This is a genomic window from Variovorax sp. YR216, from assembly GCF_900107745.1.
In the GTDB taxonomy this organism is placed as follows: domain Bacteria; phylum Pseudomonadota; class Gammaproteobacteria; order Burkholderiales; family Burkholderiaceae_C; genus Variovorax.
Genome location: NZ_FNRO01000004.1, coordinates 115,251 through 135,205 on the forward strand (window position 1 = coordinate 115,251; position 19,955 = coordinate 135,205).

Annotated in this window: 18 protein-coding genes and 1 other RNA gene; 13 read left to right on the forward strand and 6 right to left on the reverse strand. The window is 65.0% G+C overall.

The annotated features are described in order from the left end of the window. Positions 1-59 precede the first annotated feature (59 nt). The 6 genes from BLW05_RS13815 to ompA all read right to left on the reverse strand — a co-directional run bounded on the left by BLW05_RS13815 (position 60) and on the right by ompA (position 5,140). Positions 60-818: a pseudouridine synthase gene (locus BLW05_RS13815; RefSeq protein ID WP_093163358.1), complete on the reverse strand. Its 759-nt coding sequence runs from the start codon at positions 816-818 to the stop codon at positions 60-62. Further along, positions 818-2,554 (reverse strand): gamma-glutamyltransferase, encoded by a 1,737-nt coding sequence (gene ggt, locus BLW05_RS13820; protein ID WP_093163359.1) that lies wholly within the window; start codon positions 2,552-2,554, stop codon positions 818-820. The genes BLW05_RS13815 and ggt overlap by 1 nt, the downstream gene beginning before the upstream one ends. 51 nt (positions 2,555-2,605) lie before the next feature. Beyond that, positions 2,606-2,993: a transfer-messenger RNA gene (gene ssrA / locus BLW05_RS13825) on the reverse strand. A 12-nt stretch (positions 2,994-3,005) separates the two neighbouring features. Beyond that, positions 3,006-3,674, reverse strand: coding sequence for a phosphoglycolate phosphatase (gph, locus tag BLW05_RS13830; protein WP_093163361.1), 669 nt, complete (start codon positions 3,672-3,674; stop codon positions 3,006-3,008). Next, entirely contained in the window at positions 3,674-4,393 is a 720-nt protein-coding gene (gene ubiG / locus BLW05_RS13835; protein WP_093163363.1) for a bifunctional 2-polyprenyl-6-hydroxyphenol methylase/3-demethylubiquinol 3-O-methyltransferase UbiG, read from the reverse strand. Before ubiG ends, gph begins: the two co-directional genes overlap by 1 nt. A gap of 99 nt (positions 4,394-4,492) precedes the next feature. Beyond that, positions 4,493-5,140 (reverse strand): outer membrane protein OmpA, encoded by a 648-nt coding sequence (gene ompA / locus BLW05_RS13840; RefSeq protein WP_088956155.1) that lies wholly within the window; start codon positions 5,138-5,140, stop codon positions 4,493-4,495. Positions 5,141-5,364: 224 nt separating this feature from the next. On the opposite strand from ompA, the gene gyrA reads away from it, so the two are divergent. The 13 genes from gyrA (at position 5,365) to BLW05_RS13905 (ending at position 19,891) form a co-directional block, all read left to right on the forward strand. Then, entirely contained in the window at positions 5,365-8,013 is a 2,649-nt protein-coding gene (gyrA, locus tag BLW05_RS13845; RefSeq protein ID WP_093164041.1) for a DNA gyrase subunit A, read from the forward strand. Beyond that, positions 8,010-8,600: a DUF2059 domain-containing protein gene (locus tag BLW05_RS13850; protein WP_093163364.1), complete on the forward strand. Its 591-nt coding sequence runs from the start codon at positions 8,010-8,012 to the stop codon at positions 8,598-8,600. Before gyrA ends, BLW05_RS13850 begins: the two co-directional genes overlap by 4 nt. Further along, entirely contained in the window at positions 8,597-9,718 is a 1,122-nt protein-coding gene (gene serC, locus BLW05_RS13855; RefSeq protein ID WP_256330292.1) for a 3-phosphoserine/phosphohydroxythreonine transaminase, read from the forward strand. Before BLW05_RS13850 ends, serC begins: the two co-directional genes overlap by 4 nt. A 20-nt stretch (positions 9,719-9,738) precedes the next feature. Next, the gene (gene pheA / locus BLW05_RS13860; protein ID WP_093163366.1) at positions 9,739-10,854 is read left to right on the forward strand and encodes a prephenate dehydratase; all 1,116 of its coding nucleotides are present in this window, start codon (positions 9,739-9,741) and stop codon (positions 10,852-10,854) included. Between the two features lie 18 nt (positions 10,855-10,872). Further along, complete coding sequence (locus BLW05_RS13865) at positions 10,873-11,751, forward strand: prephenate dehydrogenase (protein WP_093163368.1); 879 nt, start codon at positions 10,873-10,875, stop codon at positions 11,749-11,751. 140 nt (positions 11,752-11,891) lie between these two features. After that, a complete protein-coding gene (locus tag BLW05_RS13870; protein ID WP_093163369.1) occupies positions 11,892-13,886 on the forward strand; it encodes a bifunctional 3-phosphoshikimate 1-carboxyvinyltransferase/cytidylate kinase in 1,995 nt (664 codons plus the stop codon). A 159-nt stretch (positions 13,887-14,045) separates the two neighbouring features. Further along, a complete protein-coding gene (gene rpsA, locus BLW05_RS13875; protein ID WP_093163371.1) occupies positions 14,046-15,734 on the forward strand; it encodes a 30S ribosomal protein S1 in 1,689 nt (562 codons plus the stop codon). 68 nt (positions 15,735-15,802) lie between these two features. After that, entirely contained in the window at positions 15,803-16,120 is a 318-nt protein-coding gene (locus BLW05_RS13880; protein WP_093163372.1) for an integration host factor subunit beta, read from the forward strand. A 68-nt stretch (positions 16,121-16,188) separates the two neighbouring features. Beyond that, the gene (locus tag BLW05_RS13885) at positions 16,189-16,509 is read left to right on the forward strand and encodes a LapA family protein (RefSeq protein WP_093163374.1); all 321 of its coding nucleotides are present in this window, start codon (positions 16,189-16,191) and stop codon (positions 16,507-16,509) included. Beyond that, positions 16,499-17,683: a lipopolysaccharide assembly protein LapB gene (lapB, locus tag BLW05_RS13890; protein WP_093163375.1), complete on the forward strand. Its 1,185-nt coding sequence runs from the start codon at positions 16,499-16,501 to the stop codon at positions 17,681-17,683. The genes BLW05_RS13885 and lapB overlap by 11 nt, the downstream gene beginning before the upstream one ends. A gap of 115 nt (positions 17,684-17,798) precedes the next feature. Then, a complete protein-coding gene (locus BLW05_RS13895) occupies positions 17,799-18,146 on the forward strand; it encodes a ComEA family DNA-binding protein (protein ID WP_093163377.1) in 348 nt (115 codons plus the stop codon). Positions 18,147-18,322: 176 nt separating this feature from the next. Continuing rightward, positions 18,323-19,291, forward strand: a complete 969-nt coding sequence (locus BLW05_RS13900; RefSeq protein WP_093163378.1) for a TRAP transporter substrate-binding protein — start codon at positions 18,323-18,325, stop codon at positions 19,289-19,291. Positions 19,292-19,294: 3 nt separating this feature from the next. After that, on the forward strand, positions 19,295-19,891 hold the full coding sequence (locus tag BLW05_RS13905; RefSeq protein WP_093163380.1) for a TRAP transporter small permease subunit: 597 nt from the start codon (positions 19,295-19,297) through the stop codon (positions 19,889-19,891). Positions 19,892-19,955: the final 64 nt, after the last annotated feature.

Here is a 19,955-nt window from a genome sequence, read left to right on the forward strand (position 1 = left end):
CGGCCTGTCAGGTGGGAAGTGAGACGCAAGGGGAAGGTTCCGAAAGAAGAGTTCGGATTTTAACGATCGACCCGAGCTGCTGGCTGACTTGCGCGCGCGTTTCGCAACGCTTCGACTTGAGCCATGTCAAGCCAACGCCATTGACCCGGCGCCAGGTCCTCCGGGAGCGCCAGCACGCCGATGCGCGAGCGGTGCAACGCCTCGACACGATTCCCCACGGCGGCCAGCATCCGCTTGACCTGGTGGTACTTGCCTTCGGTGAGCGTCAGGCTCAGGTGGTACGGCCCCGCGATCTCGCAGGCCGCGGCGCGCACCGGCTTCGGATCGTCATCGAGCACCACGCCGGCCAGCAGGCGCTCGACCTGCTTCGCGTCGATCGGGTGCTTCGTCGTCACTTCGTAGACCTTCGGCACATGATGCTTGGGCGAGCCCATGCGGTGGATGAATTGCCCGTCGTCGGTCAGCAGAAGCAATCCGGTCGTGTCCTGGTCCAGCCGGCCGATCGCCTGCACGCCCTGCACCGCGCCCTTGTTCGGCCGCAGGCGCAGCGGCGAAGGCAGCAGCGTGTAGATGCTCGGGTAGGTCGACGGCTTCTGGGAGCACTCGGTGCCGGCCGGCTTGTGCAGCATCAGGTAGGCCTTCTCGTGATACGCCCACTCGGTCCCCTGGACGGTGAAACGGAGCCCCACGGTCTCGAATTCCTCGCCGGGGTCCGTGACCGAGGCGCCATCCACCGAAACGTACCCCTGCTGGATCAGCCCGACGCACACCCGGCGCGTTCCGAAGCCTTGCGAATAAAGGATCTCGTCGATGTGCATCAGTACCCCAGGGCCAGTCCGGTATTGCGACGCGGATCATTCGCGCCGTAGAACCGGTTGTTGCCGACCGGCGTGCCACCGAGCCTGGGCGCGCCCACGATGATCGCCTCCGCGTGGTTGGTCGGCTGCGGCGGCCCGAACTTGTGCCCCATGTCGACCAGGATCTTGCGCGTATCGGGCGACAACGCGAAGTTCTCCACCTCGGTCGCCTCCGGTTGCCACTGCTGGTGAAAGCGCGGCGCGTCGAGTGCCTCCTGCACGTTCATGCCGTAGTCGACGACGTTGAGGATGGCGTGCAGCACCACCGTCGTGATCCGGCTGCCGCCGGGCGTTCCGACGACGAAGACAGGCTTGCCGTCCTTCGTCAGGATCGTTGGGGTCATCGAGCTCAGCGGGCGCTTGCCCGGCGCGATGGCGTTGGCCTGCCCCTGCACCAGCCCATACATGTTCGGTACGCCGGCCTTCGAGGTGAAATCGTCCATCTCATTGTTGAGCAGCACGCCCGTGCCGCCCGCGGTGACCTTCGCGCCGAACCAGTCGTTGAGCGTGTAGGTGACCGAGACCGCATTGCCCCAGCGGTCGATGATCGAATAGTGCGTGGTGTTGGTGCCCTCGTGCGGCGGAACGCCCGGCTTGATGTCCCCCGACACCCCAGCCTTGGCGGGATCGATGACGCCACGGATGCCGTCGGCATAGCCCTTGTCGATCAGCCGGCCCACCGGATTGCTGACGAAATCAGGGTCGCCAAGGTGGGTGTTGCGGTCGGCATACGCATGGCGCATCGCCTCGATCTGGTAGTGCACCGCCTGCGCCGAACGAAAGCCCAGTTCCTTGAGCGGGTAGCCCTCCAGGATGTTGAGCATCTCGCAAAGCACCACCCCGCCCGAGCTCGGCGGCGGCGCCGAGATCACGTGGTAGCCGCGGTAGTCGCATTCGACCGGCGGGAGCTCGCGCGTGCTGTACTGGTCGAGGTCGGCCTGTGTGATGAGCCCCTTGCCCGCCTGGCTCGAGGCCACGATGGCCGCGCCCACCGGACCCTTGTAGAAGCCGTCCACGCCATTCCGGGCGATGGCCTGGAGCGTTCTTGCCAAGTCCTTCTGGACCAGCTTCTGGCCCACGGCAAAGGGCTCACCCTTGTTCAGGAAGATGGCTGCGGATGCCGAATCGTTGCGGAAATCGCCTGTCGCGCTCGACAGCATGTCGATATCGCCCTGGCCGAGTTCGAAGCCCTGTTCCGCCAGCGCAATCGCAGGTGCAATCAGCGCGCCGCGCTCCATGGTTCCGAACTTCTCGCGCGCCAGTTCGAGCCCGGACACCGTTCCCGGCACGCCGACCGCGAGATGGCCGACCGTGCTCAGGTTCTCGACGACGTTGCCGTCCTTGCCCAGAAACATGTCGGGCTTCGCGGCGAGCGGCGCCTTCTCGCGGAAGTCCAGAAAAGTCTTGCGCCCGTCGGCAAGCTGAAGGGTCATGAAGCCGCCGCCACCGAGGTTGCCGGCCGCCGGGTAGACCACGGCCAGTGCATACCCCACCGCCACGGCGGCATCGATGGCATTGCCACCGCGCCCGAGAACATCGACCCCGACCTTGGACGCGAGGTGCTGCGCAGTCACGACCATGCCGTTTTCGGCAGCGACCGGCGCCTGCGACGCGGCATCCGCCAGCGACGCGGCAGCCAGCACGAGAACGGCGCCGACCGCCTTGCGGAGCACGAGGCTCCATCGAAGTTGTCTCATGTCAAAAAAGACCGGCGCCGATGGTCATCCACAGGCGCCGGTTGCATTGATTGGTGGAGCTGGGGGGATTTGAACCCCCGTCCGTAAGCCTTCTTCGCGCAGTTCTACATGTTTAGCGATCTGATTTGGATCTCGCCGCCGGTGTCGCGCAGTCGCACGCTACACCGGCCGCCAGCACCCTATGTTCTCGCCCTGACCCAAGGTACCCGGATCAGGGCCAGCCGATGTAGATTAACTTTGCAGCCGGGAGGCGTCGGATTGCTCCTTCACCCCCTTGCCCAGCCCATCGGCCTGCTGTTGCAAAGCTCACTGGCAATTAAGCAGCGAGTGCGAAACGTTCGTCGTTTGCAGTTAGTTTGTTTGAATCTGTTTAACGAGCGCATTCAGCTCGACATGCCCTGCTGCGATTCCGAACCCACGTCGAAACCAGTGCAGCCCCAAGCTTCCCATTTTAGGGCTGATTCAGTAGTTGCAAGAGCTCCAGGGGCGAAGCGATCGCCGCGTCGGCATCCCACCGCGCGACTTCCGCCTGCTCGCCCATGTAGCCGTAGGTGGCAGCGATCGTCCGCATGCCCGCCGCGCGGCCCGCCAGGATGTCGCGCTCGTCATCGCCGACGTACACGCAGGCTTCCGGCGCCACGCCGAGCCGCCTCGCCGCCTCGAAAAGCGGCTCGGGATGCGGCTTCGAATACGGTGTCGTATCGCCGCTGATGATCGCGCCGGCGGTGTCGAACAGTGCGATCGCGCGCGTGAGCGGATCGGTGAAGCGCACGGACTTGTTCGTCACCACACCCCACCGCAACCCGCGTTCGCACAGCGCCTCGACGAGTTCGGCGACACCGGAAAAGACCTGCGTATTGCGCAGCATCCTCGCCTCATAGTTGAGAAAGAACTCCTCCCGCAGGGTCACGAATTCGGGTGCGTCCGGCGTGATGCCGAACGCGACGCCCAGCATGCCCCGCGCACCCGCACCGGCCATCGGCCGGTAGCGCTCCAGCGGCAGGGACGAGAGCCCTCTGGCGACGCGCATCTGGTCCGCCGCCGCGCCAAGATCCGGGGCGCTGTCGATCAAGGTGCCATCCAGGTCGAACAGGATGGCTTGCGTATCCCGCCCACCCATCACCGCACCTGCACCGGTTTTTGCGTAGCGATCATGTAGTTCACGCTGGTGTCGTCGCTCAGCCAATAGCGCCGCGTGATCGGGTTGTGCTCCATGCCGCGCGTCTGGCGGAGGTCGAGTCCGGCTGCCCGGCAGTACGCCGCAAGTTCGCTGGGACGGATCAGCTTCTGGTATTCGTGCGTCCCGCGCGGCAGCAGGCCGAGCACGTATTCGGCCCCGACGATGGCAAACAGAAACGACTTCAGGTTGCGATGGATGGTCGAGAAGAACACCCACCCCCCTGGCTTGACCAAGTCGGCACAAGCCTTGACAACCGACGCGGGTTGCGGCACGTGCTCGAGCATCTCCATGCAGGTGACGACGTCGAAACTCCCGGGCTGTTCGGCGGCGAGCGCCTCGGCACTGACGGCGCGGTACTTCACGCCCCGCGTTCCGACCTCCAGCGCATGAAGCTGTGCGACCTTGAGCGCCTTGTCGGCGAGGTCGATGCCCAGCACCTCTGCTCCCTTGCGCGCCATCGAGTCCGCCAGGATCCCGCCACCACACCCGACATCGAGCACCTTGCGCCCGGCAATCGGTGCAATGCCGTCGATCCACTCCAGGCGCAACGGGTTGATTTCGTGCAGCGGTCGAAATTCGCTTTCGACATCCCACCAACGGTGCGCCAGCTCTGAAAATTTGGCGAGCTCGGCCGGATCGGCATTCACGGTATCGGTCATGTGCTGATTATGAATCGGGTCGAATTCAGGGCATTGCCCGCGGCGAGCAGGCATAAAAAAACCCCGCCGAGGCGGGGTTTCATCAGTGATTCAGAAGAATCACTTGTTGGGGCGGGTACCCACCACTTCGATTTCCACGCGGCGGTTCTTGGCGCGGCCTTCGGCAGTGCGGTTGTCAGCGATCGGCTGGGTCTTGCCCTTGCCTTCGGTGTACACGCGGTTCTTTTCGATGCCCTTCGAGACCAGGTAGGCCTTGACGGCTTCAGCACGGCGAACCGACAGCTTCTGGTTGTATTCCTTCGTGCCGATCCAGTCGGTGTGGCCAACCGCGATGATCACTTCGAGGTTCACGTCCTTGATCTTCGAGACGAGGTCGTCCAGCTTGGCGCGGCCTTCCGGCTTGAGGACGTACTTGTCGAAGTCGAAGAAGGCGTCAGCAGCGAAGGTCACCTTCGAAGCAGCGACTGCCGGGGGAACCGGAGCCGGAGCGGGAGCGGGAGCTGCAGCAGCAGGTGCGGGCGGAACGAGCGCGCCGTCGCAGCCAGCAGCGGCGGTTGCCGGCGTCCAGTTGGCATCGCGCCAGCAGAGTTCGTTGGTGCCGTTCTTCCAAACCAGTTCGCCGGTGCCGTTTTGCCAGTTGTCGATCGCCGGACCACCGTTCGCGGCGGTGACACGGTTCTGCGCGCCGGCGGCAGTGGCGAGCGCAGCGACTGCAAACATCATCGCCACTTTATTCAGTTTCTTCATGGTTCTCCTCTTGGGGAAAAAGCCGCAGCCGCGCTGCGAATCAAGGACGCTTTAAGTGACCACCACCCAAAACGTTGAGGCGATTGTGCCATAGGGTCTTTCGCAAACAGCCCGGCAGACGCCCCCGAAGCGTAGGACGGAGGCGGAATAGCCGCCTTGTGTTGCGGCGGTGCGACACCGTCCGCAGCGTAAAATTTCGCCTCCTTGCCGTCAGCCCGCCGTTCATGACCTCGTTCGCCAAAGAAACCCTCCCCATCAGCCTCGAAGAGGAAATGCGTCGCAGCTACCTCGATTACGCGATGAGCGTCATCGTGGGGCGCGCCCTGCCCGACGCCCGGGACGGCCTCAAACCGGTGCATCGCCGCGTGTTGTATGCGATGCACGAACTCAACAACGACTGGAACCGCCCCTATAAGAAATCGGCGCGTATTGTGGGCGACGTGATCGGTAAGTATCACCCGCACGGCGACCAGTCGGTCTACGACACGATCGTCCGATTGGCGCAGAACTTCTCCATGCGCCACATGCTGGTCGACGGACAGGGCAATTTCGGATCGGTGGATGGCGATATGGCGGCGGCCATGCGATATACCGAGATCCGGCTGGCGAAAATTGCGCATGAAATGCTCGCCGATATTGACAAGGAAACTGTCGATTTCGGCCCGAATTACGACGGCTCCGAAAAAGAGCCATTGGTATTGCCGAGCAAACTGCCGAATCTTCTGGTCAATGGCGCCGGCGGCATCGCCGTTGGCATGGCGACCAATATTCCCCCGCACAACCTCAACGAGGTGGTGGACGCCTGCCTCCATCTGCTGCGCCATCCCGAAGCCGGCATCGACGACCTGATGGAGATCGTCCCCGCCCCGGACTTCCCGACCGCCGGGATCATCTACGGCATCAACGGCATCAAGGAGGGCTACCGCACCGGTCGCGGCAAGGTCGTGATGCGGGCCAAGTGCCACTTCGAGGAGATCGATCGCGGCCAGCGGCAGGCGATCATCGTCGACGAGCTTCCCTACCAGGTCAACAAGAAGACGCTGCAGGAGCGCATGGCCGAGCTCGTGCACGAGAAGAAGATCGAAGGCATCAGCCACATCCAGGATGAATCCGACAAGTCGGGCATGCGCCTGGTGATCGAGCTCAAGCGCGGCGAAGTGCCCGAGGTCGTGCTCAACAACCTCTACAAACAGACCCAGCTCCAGGACACTTTCGGCATCAACATGGTCGCGCTGGTCGACGGCCAGCCGAAGCTGTGCAACCTGAAGGACCTGATCGAGGTCTTCCTGCAGCACCGCCGTGAAGTGGTGACGCGGCGCACCATCTTCACGTTGCGCAAGGCGCGCGAACGCGGACACGTGCTCGAAGGTCTGGCCGTTGCCCTGGCCAACATCGACGAGTTCATCGCGATCATCCGCAATGCACCGACACCGCCGGTCGCGAAGGCGGAGCTCATGACGCGCACCTGGGACAGCAAGCTCGTGCGCGAGATGCTCACCCGCACCCGCGCCGATGGCGGCGTGGTCAATGCCGACGACTATCGGCCGGATGGCCTGGACCGCGAGTTCGGCCTGTCCTCCAACGGCCTCTACAGGCTGTCTGACACGCAGGCGCAGGAAATCCTGCAGATGCGCCTGCAGCGCCTGACCGGCCTCGAGCAAGACAAGATCGTCGCCGAATACAAGGAAGTCATGGCCGAGATCGACGACCTGCTCGACATCCTGGCCAAGCCCGAGCGCGTCTCGATCATCATTGGCGACGAGCTGACCTCCATCAAGCAGGAGTTCGGCCAGAGCAAGCTCGGCGCGCGCCGCAGCCAGATCGAGCACAGCGCCTTCGACCTCTCGACGGAAGACCTGATCACGCCGACCGACATGGTCGTGACGCTCTCTCATGGCGGCTACATCAAGAGCCAGCCGCTGGGCGAATACCGTGCCCAGAAGCGCGGCGGACGCGGCAAGCAGGCGACGACGACCAAGGAAGACGACTGGATCGACCAGTTGTTCATCGCGAACACGCACGACTACATCCTGTGCTTCTCGAACCGCGGTCGTCTCTACTGGCTCAAAGTCTGGGAAGTGCCGGCCGGCTCACGCGGCTCTCGCGGACGCCCGATCGTCAATATGTTCCCGCTGCAGGAAGGCGAAAAAATCAACGTCGTCCTCCCTCTGACCGGCGAGAAACGCACCTTCCCTGCCAACCAATTCGTCTTCATGGCGACCTCCATGGGCACCGTGAAGAAGACGGCGCTCGATGAATTCAGCAATCCGCGCAAGGCCGGCATCATCGCGGTCGACCTCGATCCGGGCGACTACCTGATCGGCGCCGCGCTGACCGATGGCGCCCACGACGTCATGCTCTTCTCCGACGGCGGAAAGGCGGTGCGCTTCGATGAAAACGACGTCCGGCCCATGGGCCGCAACGCCCGCGGCGTGCGCGGAATGACCCTCGAGGACGGCCAGGGCGTGATCGCGATGCTCGTCGCCGAGGACGAGCAGCAGAGCGTCCTCACCGCGACCGAAAACGGTTACGGAAAAAGGACAAGCATTACCGAGTACACCCGCCATGGCCGCGGAACCAAAGGCATGATCGCCATTCAACAAAGTGAACGTAACGGCAAGGTGGTAGCAGCGACCCTCGTTCATACCGACGACGAGATCATGCTCATCACCGACAAGGGCGTGCTGGTGCGCACCCGTGTCGCCGAGATTCGCGAACTCGGTCGCGCGACGCAAGGCGTCACGCTGATCGGACTCGACGAGGGCGCCAAGCTCAGCGGGCTGCAGCGCATCGTCGAGAATGACGCGAACGTCGAAAACGAGTCCGGCGCCGACGACACTTCCTCAACATCTTCAACGGAGAATCCTCAGTGAAAAAAGTCAAACTCGCGCTCCTGACGGTCGCGCTCGCCGGTAGCTCGCTGGCCATGGCCCAGGACAAGGCCGCGCTCGTGAAGCAGTTCATCGATCTGCAGCGCCCCGGCGTCGAATCCCTGGCGCGCGGCCTGGTCGAGCAGTCGAGCGCTCCGATCGCTGCAGCCGGCTCGCAGTACCTCCAGACGCAGGTTCCGGCAGAGAAGCGCGAAGCAGCCGCCAAGGCTGCCGATGCAGAGCTCAAGAAGTACTTCGACGACGCCTACCCGATCGTGCGCGACAAGGCGGTGCAACTCGCACCGGGCGCACTGGGCCCGATCATGGAGCAGAACTTCAGCGAAGACGAGCTGAAGCAGCTGCTGGCCTGGATCAGCTCGCCGCTGAGCAAGAAGTACCAGGAAATCAATCCGAAGCTGCAGCAAGCGCTGACCGAAAAGCTGGTTGCCGAGACCCGCGCGACCATCGAACCGAAGATGGTGGCCCTCGACAGCAGCGTCGCCAAGGCACTCGGCGCGCCGACCAACCCGCAGGCCGGCGGTGGTGCGGCGCCGAAGGCTGCTCCCGCCAAGGCGCCCGCCAAGAAGTGACGCGGCCGACGAGTCCGCGCCCCTACAACTTCTCTGCCGGTCCGGCCGCAATGCCGGACGCGGTGCTTCACCGCGCCGCATCGGAAATGCTCGACTGGCAGGGCAGCGGCATGGGCGTGATGGAAATGAGCCATCGCGGCAAGGAATTCGGCGCGATCTGCACGCAGGCCGAGGCAGACCTGCGCTTTCTCCTCGCGGTGCCGGAGAACTTCCACATCCTGTTCATGCAAGGCGGCGGGCTCGGCGAGAACGCGATCGTCCCGATGAACCTCTCGCGCGGGACCAGCGCGGATTTCATCATCACGGGCAGCTGGAGCACCAAGTCCCATAAGGAAGCCCAGCGCTACTGCAAGGCGAACATCGCCGCCACCAACGCGGCGGACCAGCACACGCGACTGCCCGATCCGGCATCGTGGCGGCTTTCCGATGACGCTTCGTACGTGCACCTCTGCTCCAACGAAACGATCAACGGCGTCGAGTTCCAGGAGCTGCCGGACCTTGCCGCCCTCGGCAGCAAGGCGCCCCTGGTCATCGATTTCTCGTCGCACGTGGCGTCACGCGCGGTCGACTGGCAGCGCGTCGGCCTCGCCTTCGGCGGCGCCCAGAAGAACCTGGGACCAGCCGGCCTGACGATCGTGATCGTCCGCGACGACCTGCTGGGGTATGCGCTCGACATCTGCCCAAGTGCCTTCAACTACAAGACCGTCGCGGACAACCGGTCGATGTACAACACGCCGCCGACCTGGGGCATCTACATCGCCGGGCTGACCTTCCAGTGGCTGCGGGAGCAGACCGAGGGTGAGCTCACGGGCATCGCCGCGATGGAGGCCCGCAACATGGCGAAGGCGCGTCTGCTGTACGACTTCATCGACGCTTCGCCCTTCTACGTCAACAAGGTCGACCCGTCCTGCCGCTCGAGGATGAACGTGCCGTTCTTCCTGCGCGACGAGAGCCGCAACGATGCCTTCCTCGCCGGTGCACGCGAGGCGGGCCTGCTGCAGCTCAAGGGACACAAGTCCGTCGGCGGCATGCGGGCCAGCATCTACAACGCGATGCCGCTCGCCGGCGTGCAGGCACTGGTGAGCTACATGCGAGAATTCGAACGGTCGCATGCCTAGACGGCATGCGCACCCGACCGATGACCGCACCCGCCCCACAGCCCCAGCACCCTGACAACGCCTCCCTCGCCGATCTGCGCGTGCAGATCGACTCGCTCGACAAGCAGCTTCTCGACCTCCTGAACCGGCGCGCCCATGTCGCCGAACAGGTCGGCGAGGTCAAGAAGCGCGAGGGCTCTCCCTATTTCCGCCCCGATCGCGTCGCCCAGGTGATCGAGAAGATGCAGCAGACCAATCAGGGCCCGCTCAAGTCGCAGCATGTCGCCGCGATCTGGCGCGAGATCATGTCGGCCTGCCTGGCGCTGGAATCGCCCCAGCGGGTCGCGGTGCTGGGTCCGGAAGGCACCTTCACAGAGCAGGCCGCAATCGAGTATTTCGGCGGCGCCGCCGACCTGATCTACTGCGCCAGCTTCGACGAGGTCTTCCACGCAACGGCTGCGGGCAGCGCCCAGTACGGCGTCGTCGGTGTCGAAAACTCCACCGAGGGTGTGGTCGCCCGATCATTGGACCTCTTTCTGCACTCGCCCACCCACGTGGTCGGCGAAGTCAGTCTTCTCGTGCGGCACCACCTGTTGCGCACCACCAATTCGCTGGAAGGCATCGAGGCCGTCCTGGCGCACCCGCAGGCCCTCGCCCAGTGCCAGACCTGGCTTTCCAAGCACCTGCCGAACGCCGAGCGTCGCGCGGTTTCGAGCAACGCCGAAGGCGCCAGGCTGGCCGCCGGCAACCCGGCCTGGGCGGGTCTTGCAAGCGAGCGCGCCGCCACGCGCTTCGGGCTGCACATCGTCTCCCACGCGATCCAGGACGACTCCTACAACCGCACCCGCTTCGCCGTCATCTGCCTGCCGCAGACGCTGGCCATGCCGCCGGCGACAGGCAAGGACTGCACGAGCCTGGTCGTCTCTGTGCCCAACCGGCCCGGCGCCGTGCACGACCTGCTGGTGCCGCTGAAGACCAACAACGTCTCGATGACCCGGTTCGAATCGCGTCCCGCGCGCACCGGCCAGTGGGAGTACTACTTCTACATCGACCTGGACGGCCATCCCACCCAGCCAAACGTTGCGGCCGCGCTGACCGAACTGCGCAAGCTCTGCGCGTTCTACAAGGTCATCGGCGCCTATCCGGTCAATTCCTGATTCCAGAGGCCACGGACGATGTTTGAACAACTGGGCCTGATCGGCTGCGGCCTCATGGGCGGCTCCTTCGCGCTCGCGCTCAAGCGGGCGAAACTGGTGAAGCGGGTCGTCGGCTACAGCAAGTCGCCTTCGACGACGGAACGGGCGAAGCAACTCGGCGTGATCGATGTCGCGGCGCCCTCCGCTTTGCTCGCTGTGTCGGGCGCCGACCTGGTGTTGATCGCGGTCCCTGTAGGCGCATCCGAGCAGACGTTCAAGGCGATCCGCCACGGCATCACCGAACAGATGCTCGTAATGGACGTGGGCTCGACCAAGGGCGACGTGATCGAGGCGGCCCGTCGAGGCCTGCAGGACCAGCTGGCGTCATTCGTACCGGCTCATCCGATCGCCGGCAAAGAGGTCGCCGGTGTCGAACATGCCGATGCCAGCCTCTACACCGGCAAGCAGGTCGTACTCACGCCGATCAAGACCACCCTGCGCTCCAACGTACAGCGCGCGACGCAGGTCTGGAGCGGCATCGGCGCAAAAGTCAGCACCATGACGCCCGACGAGCACGACACCACCTTTGCGGCCGTCAGTCATCTTCCGCACCTCATTGCGTTTGCCTTCACCAAGGGCATCGTCACGCAGCCGCAGGGCGAGCGGTTTCTGGAAATGGCCGGCCCCGGATTTCGCGACTTCACGCGCATCGCGGCCAGCGACTCGGCCGTCTGGCGCGACATCCTCATGGCCAATCGTGAGAAGGTGCTGCTCCAATCCCAAGCCTTCCGGGAAGCGCTGCGGCAATTCGAGGCGCTGCTGGCGTCCAGCGATGCGCAAGCGCTCGAAAACGCCATTGCCGCCGTGAGCCAGGTGCGAAGCCAGTGGCGGCCCGGCATCGTGGGCTCGCCTGAATGAGACTCGCCCCCAGCCTCGCCCACTTCGTGTGGCTCGGACACCCCCTCTCCGGGGGCAACCCCGGCGACCCGGCAAAGCCGGTTCCGCGGGGTTCCTGGCCTCGGCGACGCCAGTTTCACGCGCCTCGGTAGAGCACTGACATGTACACCACGCCATTTCTGGACATTCCTGCGCTCGCCGGTGCGTCCGGCACCGTCCAGCTGCCGGGATCGAAGAGCATTTCCAACCGCGTGCTGCTGCTGGCCGCGCTCGCCAGCGGTACCACCACGATCCACGACCTGCTCGACTCGGACGACACGCGTGTGATGCTGGACGCCCTGACGGCCCTCGGCTGCGTCGTCGAGCGCGACGGCACGACGGTGAAGCTCGAAGGTCTCGGCGGCGCGCTGCGGACCACCCAGGCTTCGCTGTTCCTCGGCAATGCCGGCACCGCCATGCGTCCGCTGACTGCAGCGCTCGCGCTCCTCGGGGGCGAGTTCGAGCTCAAGGGCGTGCCCCGCATGCACGAACGGCCGATCGGCGACCTGGTCGATGCGTTGACCCAGCTCGGCTGCCGGATCGACTACCTCGGCAACCCGGGCTATCCGCCACTGGCGATTCACCCGGTCGCGATCGGCGCCCTTCAGCTCGACGCGCCCATCCGCGTGCGTGGCGACGTGTCGAGCCAGTTCCTCACAGCGCTGCTTCTCGCGCTCCCTCTCGCCGCGCGGCGAGACATCGTGATCGACGTGGTCGGCGAGCTGATCTCCAAGCCCTACATCGAAATCACGCTCAACCTGCTCGCGCGCTTCGGGATCGAGGTGCGGCGTGACGGTTGGCAGCGCTTCACGATCCCGGCCGGCAGCCAGTACCGCTCGCCCGGAGAGATCCATGTCGAGGCCGATGCCTCGTCGGCCAGCTATTTCATCGCGCTTGGCGCGATCGCGAACGGCTCGGGCATCCGCATCGAAGGCGTCGGCGCCGAATCGATCCAGGGCGACATCCGCTTCATCGACGCCGCGCGACAGATGGGCGCGCACGTCGACAGCGGCCCCAACTGGCTTTCCATTTCCCGCGAAGCGTGGCCGCTGAAGGCGATCGACATCGACGCCAACCACATCCCTGACGCAGCGATGACGCTCGCCGTGATGGCGCTCTATGCCGACGGTCCGAGCACCCTGCGCAACATCGCGAGCTGGCGCGTGAAGGAGACCGACCGCATCGACGCGATGGCGAATGAGCTCGGCAAGCTGGGCGCGACCGTCGAAGCCGGACCGGACTTCATCCGCGTCCACCCGCTGCCCGCAGGCGCCTGGCAGGCGGCAAGCATTCGGACCTACGACGACCACAGGGTCGCCATGTGCTTCTCGCTCGCGGCCTTCAATCCGGACGGAAAACCGGTGCGCATCCTCGAGCCGCATTGCGTCGCCAAGACCTTCCCCGACTATTTCGAGACGCTGTTTTCGGTGGCGCGGGCCGAAGAGGTTCCCGTGATCTGCGTCGACGGCCCGACCGCCTCGGGCAAAGGTACGCTCACGATCGAAGTGGCGCGGCGACTGGGCTATCACTATCTGGACTCGGGTTCGCTCTACCGCGTCACGGGCATCGCGGTGCGGCGTGCCGGCCTTGCGCCGGACGCGGAGCACGAAGTCCGGATCGCGGAGATCGCCCACGCGCTGCCGCTCGGTTTCAGCGAGGGCAAGGTCCTGCTCGCCGGCGAGGACGTCAGCGACGCCATCCGCACCGAGGCCGCGGGCATGGACGCATCGCGCGTGTCGACGCTTCCCGCGGTGCGCACCGCCCTCGTCGACCTGCAGCGAAGCTTTCGCAAGCTGCCAGGACTCGTCGCCGACGGCCGCGACATGGGCACCGTGATCTTTCCCGACGCGAAGCTCAAGGTCTTCCTGACTGCAAGCGCCGCGCATCGGGCCGAGCGGCGCCATAAGCAATTGATTTCAAAGGGAATTTCGACTACACTCGACAGTCTTCGCGCCGATCTGGAAGCGCGTGATCTCCGGGATTCTTCCCGTAGCATCGCGCCTTTGAAGCCAGCGCAGGACGCCCGCCTCCTGGACAACTCCCATCAAACGGTCGAGCAATCGGTCGGTCAGGTGTTGCACTGGTGGCAGGAAATACAGCCGTTCAAGTCTTCTTGACCGGTGTTTCGGTCCAGCAGGTCCCCACCGCGCGTCAGCGCACCGGCCTGCTGGTTGTTCAACCCCAACCGGGCCTCAAGCCCAAACAACCGCCGTCTCCAGACCCAAGCCAGCCGCAATGGTGCGTCTGCAAACCCTGCGTGACGGAAGGAACACACAATGTCTGAATCTTTTGCCGACCTATTCGAAGAATCCCTGAAGCGCTCCGAAATGCGCGCCGGCGAGGTCATCACCGCCGAAGTCGTGCGTGTCGAACACAACCACGTCGTGGTCAACGCTGGCCTCAAGTCCGAAGCCTACGTGCCGATCGAGGAGTTCAAGAACGACAAGGGTGAACTCGAAGTCCAGGCCGGCGATTTCGTCTCCGTGGCCATCGGCAGCGTCGAAAACGGCTACGGCGACACGATCCTCTCGCGCGACACCGCCAAGCGCCTCGCTTCGTGGCTCGCGCTCGAGAAGGCCCTCGAATCCGGCGACTTCGTCACCGGCACGACGAGCGGCAAGGTCAAGGGCGGCCTCACGGTGCTGGTCAACGGCATCCGCGCCTTCCTGCCGGGTTCGCTGATCGACACGCGTCCGATCAAGGACCTGACCCCCTACGAGAACAAGACCCTCGAGTTCAAGGTCATCAAGCTCGACCGCAAGCGCAACAACGTGGTGCTCTCGCGCCGCGCCGTGGTCGAAGCCAGCATGGGCGAAGAGCGCGCCAAGCTGATGGAAACGCTCAAGGAAGGCGCCATCGTGCGCGGCGTGGTCAAGAACATCACCGAATACGGTGCGTTCGTCGACCTCGGCGGCATCGACGGTCTGCTGCACATCACCGACATGGCATGGCGCCGTGTCCGCCACCCGAGCGAAGTGGTGCAAGCCGGCCAGGAAATCACCGCCAAGATCCTCAAGTTCGACACCGAGAAGAACCGCGTGTCGCTGGGTCTCAAGCAGATGGGCGACGATCCGTGGATGGGTGTTTCGCGCCGCTATCCGCAAGGCACCCGCCTGTTCGGCAAGGTCACGAACATCGCCGACTACGGTGCGTTCGTCGAACTCGAGCCGGGCATCGAAGGCCTGGTGCACGTGTCCGAGATGGACTGGACCAACAAGAACATCGCTCCGAACAAGATCGTCTCGCTGGGCGACGAAGTCGAAGTCATGGTCCTCGAGATCGACGAAGACAAGCGCCGCATCAGCCTGGGCATGAAGCAGTGCAAGGCCAACCCGTGGCAAGAGTTCGCGCAGAACACCAAGCGCGGCGACCGCGTCAAGGGCCCGATCAAGTCGATCACCGACTTCGGCGTGTTCGTGGGTCTGGCTGCCGGCATCGACGGCCTCGTGCACCTGTCCGACCTGTCGTGGAACGAGCCGGGTGAAACCGCCGTGCGCAACTACAAGAAGGGCCAGGAAGTCGAAGCGATCGTGCTGGCCGTCGACGTGGACCGCGAGCGCATCAGCCTGGGCATCAAGCAGCTCGACAGCGATCCGTTCACCACGTTCACGACCGTGAACGACAAGGGCCAGATCGTGACCGGCAAGGTCAAGACCGTCGACCCGCGCGGCGCCGAGATCGACCTCGGTGACGACATCGTCGGCTACCTGCGCGCCAGCGAAATCTCCCGCGACCGCGTGGAAGATGCCCGCAACGTGCTCAAGGAAGGCGACGAAGTCACGGCCGTGGTGGTCAATGTGGATCGCAAGACCCGCAACATCCAACTGTCGATCAAGCAGAAGGACATGGCCGACCAACAGGAAGCCATGGCCAGCCTGAGCCAGCAGTCGGCGCGCGAAAACGCCGGCACGACCAGCCTGGGCGCCCTGCTGCGCGCCAAGCTGGACAGCAGCAACGACAAGTAAGCTGAGTCCGGGGACAGGGCCGGCCTTCGGGCCGCTCTGTCCTTTTTTTCGTCCCCTCCGTTTCTGCCATGACCCGTTCCGATCTTGTCGAAGAACTCGCCGCACGCTTTGCACAACTGACGCACCGCGACGCCGAATACGCCGTCAAGACCATCCTCGACGCGATGGGCGATGCGCTCGTGCGCGGCCACCGCATCGAGATCCGGGGCTTCGGCAGCTTCACGGTGAACCGGCGCCCGCCACGCATCGGACGCAACCCGCGTTCGGGCGAGAGCGTGCAGATTCCCGAAAAGCGCGTGCCGCACTTCAAGCCGGGCAAGGCCTTGCGCGAAGCGGTCGATGCGCGGAGCGTGGAACTCGACGCCGAGAAGCAAAAGCGCGCGTAAAGCGACGTGCATGCCCTGCGAGTCCATCGACGGGCGGGCATAGAATTCCCCCGCCAACGGGGAAGCGCATGAAATATCTCCTGTGGCTGCTGAAGGCAGCCATTTTTTTTACCCTCTTCGCCTTCGCGCTGAACAACCAGCACGACGCGACGGTTTACTTCTTCTTCGGGACCTCCTGGCGCGCCCCGCTGGTGCTGGTGGTCCTGGCCGCCTTCGCGGGCGGCATGGTGGTCGGAGCCCTGGGCATGCTGCCGGGATGGTGGAAGCATCGCAGCGCGGCGGCACAGCAATCGCCTGCCCCGGTCGTCCCGCCGCCAGCACCGGCGACTGCGCCCCCCGCCACCGTTTCCGCCGCCGATCTTCCCGCCGTACGCCAACATGGACTTTGACCTCAGCTGGCTGCTGCTCGGCCTCCCCATCGCCTTCGTTCTCGGTTGGCTCGCGTCGCGCTTCGACCTGAGGCAACTCAGGATCGAGAACCGCCAGGCGCCCAAGGCCTACTTCCGCGGCCTGAACTTCCTCCTGAACGAGCAGCAGGACCAGGCGATCGATGCCTTCATCGAAGCCGTCCAGAACGATGCCGACACGCAGGAGCTGCACTTCGCCCTCGGCAACCTGTTCCGCCGCCGCGGCGAGTACCAGCGTGCGGTGCGGGTGCACGAACACCTGCTCGGACGCGGGGACCTGAGCCGCGCCGATCGCGATCGCGCGCAGCATGCGCTCGCGCAGGACTTCCTGCGCGCGGGACTGCTCGACCGCGCCGAAGCCGCGCTGCAAAAGCTCGAAGGCACGCGCTACGAGAACGAGGCGAGGCTCTCGCTGCTGGCCATCTACGAGCGTTCGCGCGAGTGGGCTCAGGCGGAAGATGTGGCGCAGAAGCTCGACGAATCGGAACAGGCCAGCTACAGCGCGCGGCGCGCCCACCATCTTTGTGAGCAGGCCGCCGAGCGCGTAGCCGCTGCGGACCTGGACGGCGCAGCGCAAATGCTTCGCGAGGCCACGACGCTTGCGCCCCAGGCGCCACGTCCCGCCATCGACACCGCCGCGCTTCAACTGCGCAAGGGCGACGCCGCTGCCGCCTTCGAGACTCTCAAGGCGCTCAGCGAGCGCGCACCGCTCGCATTGCCGCTGTATGCAGCGATGCTCCAGCAGGCTGCGGTGGCGTCCCAGCGTTCAGGCGAGGCGCTCGCCCTGCTGCAGCGCCGGTACGTTGCCTCGCCGTCGATCGATGTGCTCGAAGCCATCATCGCCCTCGGCGGCGCCCCCGCGTTGCCGGACGACGCACGCGCCGCCGATGCCCCCCCACCTGAACCGCGCGACGGCTACATCGCGCACCTCGCGCGCCAGACGTCGCTGGTGGCGGCATCCCGCTGGCTCGCCAGCGAGCGGTTCGAGCACGAGCAGTTCCACCCCCAGGTCCAGCGCTCCCTCGACCAGGCGACGCGCCCCCTCATGCGCTATCGCTGCGCCGCGTGCGGATTCGAGGCGCACCAGTACTTCTGGCACTGCCCCGGGTGCCAGGCCTGGGACAGCTATCCGCCGCGCCGCGTCGAAGAACTCTGATCCGCGGCTGCCTGCGAGCGCCGTCGTCCTCCCCGCTATCATGTGCTCGCCGCGCGCGCTCCGTGCGCGGTGGAACGCTCCGCGTTCCTCACACAACAATGTCAGGGAGTTAGTCATGTTCAAGAAGATCTTGGCCGCCACGGCCATGCTGTTTGCCGTCGCCTCCTGGGCCGCGGTCGATGTCAACAGGGCCACCGAAGCCGAGCTCGACAGTCTGAAGGGCGTCGGCCCCGCGCTTTCCAAGCGCATCATCGAAGCCCGCAAGCAGGGCGAGTTCAAGGACTGGGCCGACTTCATGAGCCGGGTCAAGGGCGTGAAGGACAAGTCCGCGACCAAGCTCTCGGGAGAGGGCCTCACGGTCAACGGGCAGCCCTTCAGCGGGCAGGCGCCGGCCAACAAGGTCAAAGAGAACGATGCGAAGAAGGTCACGCCGACCGCGCACAAGGCGCAGGCCAAGCCCTGAGATCCATCCACGCGCACATCGATGCGCTGAATTGAAGGCCGCCCTCGGGCGGCCTTTTCGCATCTGTCGCTGCCCGCGCAGGCCGGGCAGTTGCAGGGAAATGCCCGAGCGATGGCGCAGTACTTGCAACGTATGCTCCCGATCGACTTTTCCACCATGCACGTTCTGGAGAGCTCATGATTCACAAGTTCGGCATCGCCCTGGCTGGCCTCACCTTCGGTGCAGCAGCGTTCGCACAGGCCAAGTGGGATCTGCCCACGGCCTATCCGCCCGCGAACTACCACACCGAGAACATCGTCCAGTTCGCGAAGGACGTCGATGCGGCGACTGGGGGCAAGCTCAAGATCACCGTGCATTCCAACGCATCGCTGTTCAAGGCGCCGGAGATCAAGCGCGCGGTGCAGAGCGGCCAGGCGCAGGCGGGCGAGATCCTGCTCGCCAACTTCGCGAACGAGAACCCGATCTATGCGCTCGACGGCGTACCCTTCCTCGCCACGACCTATCCTGAAGCGAAGAAGCTCTACGGAGCCTCCAAGCCCGCGATGGAAAAGCTGCTTGCCGCGCAAGGCGTCAAGGTCCTGTTCATGGTTCCCTGGGCGCCGCAGGGCATCTACTCGAAGAAGGAGATCGGCTCGGTGGCCGACTTGCGCGGGATCAAGTGGCGCGCCTACAGCCCGGCCACCGCGAAGATTGCCGAACTGATCGGCGCGCAGCCTGTACAGATCCAGCAGGCCGAGCTCAGCGCAGCGATGGCGACAGGTGTGATCGAAAGCTACATGAGCTCGGGCTCGACGGGCTACGACACCAAGACCTACGAGAGCATCAAGAACTTCTACGACACGCAGGCCTGGATTCCGAAGAACGCCGTGCTCGTGAACGCCAAGGCCTTCGACGCGCTCGACCCGGCAACGAAGGACGCGGTCACCAAGGCCGCCGCCGATGCCGAAGCGCGCGGCTGGAAGGTCGCGCAAGAAAAGAACGACGAGTACAAGCGCCTGCTGACCGAGCGCGGCATGAAGATCCACAGGCCCTCGCCCAAGCTCGATGCGGACATGCGACAGGTCGGCACCATCATGCAGGCCGACTGGCTGAAGGTCGCGGGTCCCGATGGCGCGGCCATCGTGGACACCTACAAGAAGAACTGACCCATGACCCAGTCTTCGGCCGGGCACCCCGCGGGGGTCGCTCTCGACGGGAAGCGCGCGGGCCGCGCTCGCGTGTGGCTCGATCGCCTGTACGACGGTGCCGGCGCACTCGGGGCGCTCTGCGTGTTCGTCATCTTCGTGCTGATGGTGCTTGGCGGCGTCGGACGGCAGATGAACTGGCATGTGAGCGGCCTCAATGACGTGGTCGCGTGGCTGTGCGCGGCCGCCGGTTTCTTCGCGATGGCGCACGCCTTCCGCCATGGCGATTTCGTGCGCGTGACGCTGCTGCTCGAAGTTGCGTCGCCAAGGGTTCGGCGCGCGCTCGACGTCGGCTGCCTGCTGATCGCAGCGGTCTCGGTGTCCTACCTGACCTACGCGGCCACCAGCTTCACCTGGGAGAGCTACGAGTTCGCCGAGATGGCCACCGGTCTCGTGGTGATACCGATCTGGATTCCCCAATCGACCTTCGTGCTCGGCTGCTGGTTGCTCCTGATCGCGATGATCGACGAGTTGGCCGGCGTGCTGCGCGGCGACAAACCGAGCTACCAGCGCGCGGTCGAGGAGCGGCACGCGGCAGGCGATTTCTCCTCCGATGTATAGGCACACCCCCAGGCTCGCGCACTTCGTGTCGCTCTCCACCCCCTTGCAGGGGGCAATCCCTGCG

Coding starts and splice junctions, on each gene's coding strand:
- BLW05_RS13815 (WP_093163358.1), bottom strand. CDS start 818: ATGCACATCGACGAGATCCTTTATTCGCAAGGCTTCGGAACGCGCCGG.
- ggt (WP_093163359.1), bottom strand. CDS start 2,554: ATGAGACAACTTCGATGGAGCCTCGTGCTCCGCAAGGCGGTCGGCGCC.
- gph (WP_093163361.1), bottom strand. CDS start 3,674: ATGGGTGGGCGGGATACGCAAGCCATCCTGTTCGACCTGGATGGCACC.
- ubiG (WP_093163363.1), bottom strand. CDS start 4,393: ATGACCGATACCGTGAATGCCGATCCGGCCGAGCTCGCCAAATTTTCA.
- ompA (WP_088956155.1), bottom strand. CDS start 5,140: ATGAAGAAACTGAATAAAGTGGCGATGATGTTTGCAGTCGCTGCGCTC.
- gyrA (WP_093164041.1), top strand. CDS start 5,365: ATGACCTCGTTCGCCAAAGAAACCCTCCCCATCAGCCTCGAAGAGGAA.
- pheA (WP_093163366.1), top strand. CDS start 9,739: ATGACCGCACCCGCCCCACAGCCCCAGCACCCTGACAACGCCTCCCTC.
- BLW05_RS13865 (WP_093163368.1), top strand. CDS start 10,873: ATGTTTGAACAACTGGGCCTGATCGGCTGCGGCCTCATGGGCGGCTCC.
- BLW05_RS13870 (WP_093163369.1), top strand. CDS start 11,892: ATGTACACCACGCCATTTCTGGACATTCCTGCGCTCGCCGGTGCGTCC.
- rpsA (WP_093163371.1), top strand. CDS start 14,046: ATGTCTGAATCTTTTGCCGACCTATTCGAAGAATCCCTGAAGCGCTCC.
- BLW05_RS13880 (WP_093163372.1), top strand. CDS start 15,803: ATGACCCGTTCCGATCTTGTCGAAGAACTCGCCGCACGCTTTGCACAA.
- BLW05_RS13885 (WP_093163374.1), top strand. CDS start 16,189: ATGAAATATCTCCTGTGGCTGCTGAAGGCAGCCATTTTTTTTACCCTC.
- lapB (WP_093163375.1), top strand. CDS start 16,499: ATGGACTTTGACCTCAGCTGGCTGCTGCTCGGCCTCCCCATCGCCTTC.
- BLW05_RS13895 (WP_093163377.1), top strand. CDS start 17,799: ATGTTCAAGAAGATCTTGGCCGCCACGGCCATGCTGTTTGCCGTCGCC.
- BLW05_RS13900 (WP_093163378.1), top strand. CDS start 18,323: ATGATTCACAAGTTCGGCATCGCCCTGGCTGGCCTCACCTTCGGTGCA.
- BLW05_RS13905 (WP_093163380.1), top strand. CDS start 19,295: ATGACCCAGTCTTCGGCCGGGCACCCCGCGGGGGTCGCTCTCGACGGG.